Source organism: Caldicoprobacter sp., assembly GCF_047459465.1.
Taxonomy (GTDB): domain Bacteria; phylum Bacillota; class Clostridia; order Caldicoprobacterales; family Caldicoprobacteraceae; genus Caldicoprobacter.
In genome coordinates this window covers 1-3,113 of the sequence record NZ_VSCO01000183.1, presented here as the reverse complement: position 1 = coordinate 3,113, position 3,113 = coordinate 1, and the positions used below count along the sequence as shown (strand labels likewise).

The 3,113-nt window shown below is 50.0% G+C and carries 5 protein-coding genes and 1 other annotated feature; all 5 genes read right to left on the bottom strand.

Annotated features, from left to right (window positions below):
• Positions 1-195 precede the first annotated feature (195 nt).
• Positions 196-1,209: a 3-deoxy-7-phosphoheptulonate synthase gene (gene aroF / locus FWJ59_RS09015; protein WP_414481606.1), complete on the bottom strand. Its 1,014-nt coding sequence runs from the start codon at positions 1,207-1,209 to the stop codon at positions 196-198.
• Between the two features lie 65 nt (positions 1,210-1,274).
• Positions 1,275-1,812, bottom strand: a binding site (T-box leader).
• Between the two features lie 136 nt (positions 1,813-1,948).
• Complete coding sequence (locus FWJ59_RS09010; RefSeq protein WP_414481605.1) at positions 1,949-2,095, bottom strand: YvrJ family protein; 147 nt, start codon at positions 2,093-2,095, stop codon at positions 1,949-1,951.
• A 161-nt stretch (positions 2,096-2,256) separates the two neighbouring features.
• Complete coding sequence (locus FWJ59_RS09005) at positions 2,257-2,472, bottom strand: DUF2922 domain-containing protein (protein WP_414481604.1); 216 nt, start codon at positions 2,470-2,472, stop codon at positions 2,257-2,259.
• A 36-nt stretch (positions 2,473-2,508) separates the two neighbouring features.
• Positions 2,509-2,733: a DUF1659 domain-containing protein gene (locus tag FWJ59_RS09000; RefSeq protein ID WP_414481603.1), complete on the bottom strand. Its 225-nt coding sequence runs from the start codon at positions 2,731-2,733 to the stop codon at positions 2,509-2,511.
• A 38-nt stretch (positions 2,734-2,771) separates the two neighbouring features.
• A partial coding sequence (locus FWJ59_RS08995; RefSeq protein ID WP_414481602.1) for an RNA polymerase sigma factor occupies positions 2,772-3,113 on the bottom strand: 342 nt, incomplete at its 5' end.

The window sequence follows — 3,113 nt, the reverse complement described above, 5'->3', positions numbered from 1 at the left end:
TAGCTTTCAAAGATATTTTACCATATACTTTCAGCCAATTCACCTCTTTTATTGTCTGAATACCACATTTTCGGCATATCAAATGTACAGCGGTTGAGATCTCATAAAAAGGCACACGCTTGCCTGTCATTTTAAACGCAAATTGTAGTCCATCCATATGGCGAGCCAAAAGCTATTATTCTAGTCATACAGTCTTTACAGTTCCCGTCCCACCGCCTGCGCTATGGGCTTTAACTCCTCCATCAAACGGGCGAACCTCTCAGGCTGCAGGGACTGCGCTCCGTCGCTTGCTGCGTTCTGGGGATCCGGGTGCACCTCTATCATAAGCCCGTCTGCTCCTGCCGCCACAAATGCCTTGGCCACCGCATCCACCCACCTCCAGTTGCCGGTACCGTGGCTGGGATCGGCTATGATCGGGAGGTGGGAAAGCTCCTTTACCACAGGCACGGCGTTTATATCCATGGTGTTGCGTGTGGCCGTCTCAAAGGTGCGGATGCCCCTTTCACACAGGATGATGTTCTGATTGCCGGCATCGGCGATATACTCGGCAGCCATGAGCCATTCTTCGATGGTGGCCGACAGGCCGCGTTTTAAAAGCACCGGCTTACCAGAAAGACCGCACTCCTTAAGCAGGCGAAAGTTCTGCATGTTGCGCGCTCCCACCTGCAGTATATCAGCATAACGGCTGACCAGCTCCACATCCCTGGTGTCCATAACCTCGGTGACAACCTTAAGGCCGGTCATCTTTGCAGCCTGATGTAGCAGCTTAAGGCCCTCCTCCTCCATCCCCTGGAAGGAATAAGGTGAGGTTCTGGGCTTGTAGGCTCCACCCCTTAGCACGGTGGCCCCCGCTTCCTTCACCTTACGGGCCACCTCATATATCTGCTCCTCGCTTTCAACGGCGCAGGGTCCGGCCATGATCACCAGCTTTTTGCCGCCGATTTTCACATCCCCTACTTCCACCACTGTATCCTGCTTTTTAAGCTCCCGCCCCACTAGCTTATACGGCTTCATTATGGGAACTATGGCTTCTACCCCCGGCAGGTGCGAAAGGTTATGCTCCTTTACCAGCTTTTTATCGCCTATAGCTCCAATGACCGTCTTTACTTCGCCATAGATGGGATGGGTTTTAAATCCCAGCTCTCTCAACCTCTTTTCGACGTTTTCTATCTCTTGCTGGGTAGCTCCGGGCTTCATTACAACGATCACTTCAAAACACCCCTTTCACAATTTTGTGAAGATCTCGTCGTACGGCTATAAAAAAACCCCGTCCTGTTTAGGACGGGGTGTGCTTCCCGCGGTACCACCTAAATTGGCTATCATCTGCGATAGCCCTCTCGTTTAAGGATACTTGCCCTTGCCATCTACAAGCCCGTCAAGCAAACTTCAACTCAACCTTTACTCGTGCACATACAGCCCAACTGCAGCTACCAACGGCTTCAGGCTTAAACCGCATGCCGCATCCAACGCCGTCGGCCGGCAAATACCCTTCTTATGGAAACGCGCAACCGGGCTTTAAAAAGCAAAGGCGCCATATCCCCCTTCCTGGATAACGGCGAAGGCCACCGTCTCAGCCTACGCAGGGAATGCCCACCCTTTAACTCCCATTACACCCATACATATTTGCCATTCCAGCCCTTGCATGATGGCCAGAGATCCTGCGGGCACAGCTCGCTTTAAAATAACAGGCATTCCCCTTCAGCCTGCGGCTCCCGGGAGAACTTCCATACACCGCTTACCACCGGGCTCTCACCTTATCCCGGCTCTCTGTAGGCTCACAGTGAATGTACTTTTCCCGTTCACAGCCTTTTGCTCAATATCCCATTTTTATTTTTAGGAATTATATAACATGACCTTCCTTAAAGTCAATATCCAAACATAAAGCCGGCAAGGAAACCAACGTTTAACATGGCAAACAAAGCGGCTACAGCAAAAATGCGGCTCTCATTCAACGATCCATTGCAGCTATGGCCCGTGCCAGCTCCTGAATTGACTGAGTCAAACCCTCCAGCTTTCCCTCGATGCGGACCAGCAGATATACCGACAGCACGATGGGAAAGCCTACATTGCCCACGAGGCTAAGTAGCTGTTCCATGCCCATTCCTCCTTACCATATTTTATGAACAGCTCAGCATAACAGTGTAAAAAATACTTAATAAATCCATAAAATCTATACAAGCTATGCGGCAGCATGAAAAAGATAACTATAAACCTTGTAATAAGATAGAGGAGTGGCATCCACTCCTCTATCTTGTATCAAACCAACTGCAGTGGCTGAACCTCGGTATCGATGATGTTGGCTCCGACGATCTCGACCAGCCCACCCTCTATGTCAAAAGGATTTACGCTGATTACCAGATCCATGAAAGCTTTAACTTCGGAAGGCTGAAGGTCAAAACGCGGGTCATCCAGCGTAATTCGGAAGTTCCTACCCTGCCCCGTCTTAAAAATCATTTCCAGCGTCTGCGCCACCTACCTCACCTCCTATACCGCAATTTTTCAGTTTACTTAAACATTGACATAATCGAACTGCGCCGTCTTGCGGATAGCTATTACAGGATGGGACTGCAGCGATGCCAGGGCATAAGCTATGCTGTAGAGGTCTTCATCGGATACATCGGCTTTTATTCTGCTCAAGGTACGAGTCCTAGTAACCCTCCTGCCATCCTGATCCTGCCCCATATCCAGCTGAATCTGTACCCGCACGGCCATAGGCCTTACCTCCAAGGCCATAACCCACACCTCCTTTTCCTTTATCTACTTTCTAGAATTCAAAACCGGCTTTTGAGAGACACATCGCATCCCATTTTCTTTAGATGCTCTTTTAAGGATTTTAAGGCCCTATCCTTCAACCTGAGCACCGATTTATAGTGGCTATTCCTTGCCCGAGCAATATCCTTGTATCTCAGCCCATGGAAGAAGTGCAGGAGTATAACCTGCCTCTGTTTGGGGGAAAGCTTGCGTATGGCTCGATACAGCCGCCTGACTTCATCGTCCTGCACTACCTTCTCCTCCACACCGGGCTGAGGGCTCATCAACAGGTCGGCCAGGGTACAGATATCGCCGTCATGCCCTTCAAATTCCTTATCCAGCGAAACGGTTTGAATACCTTG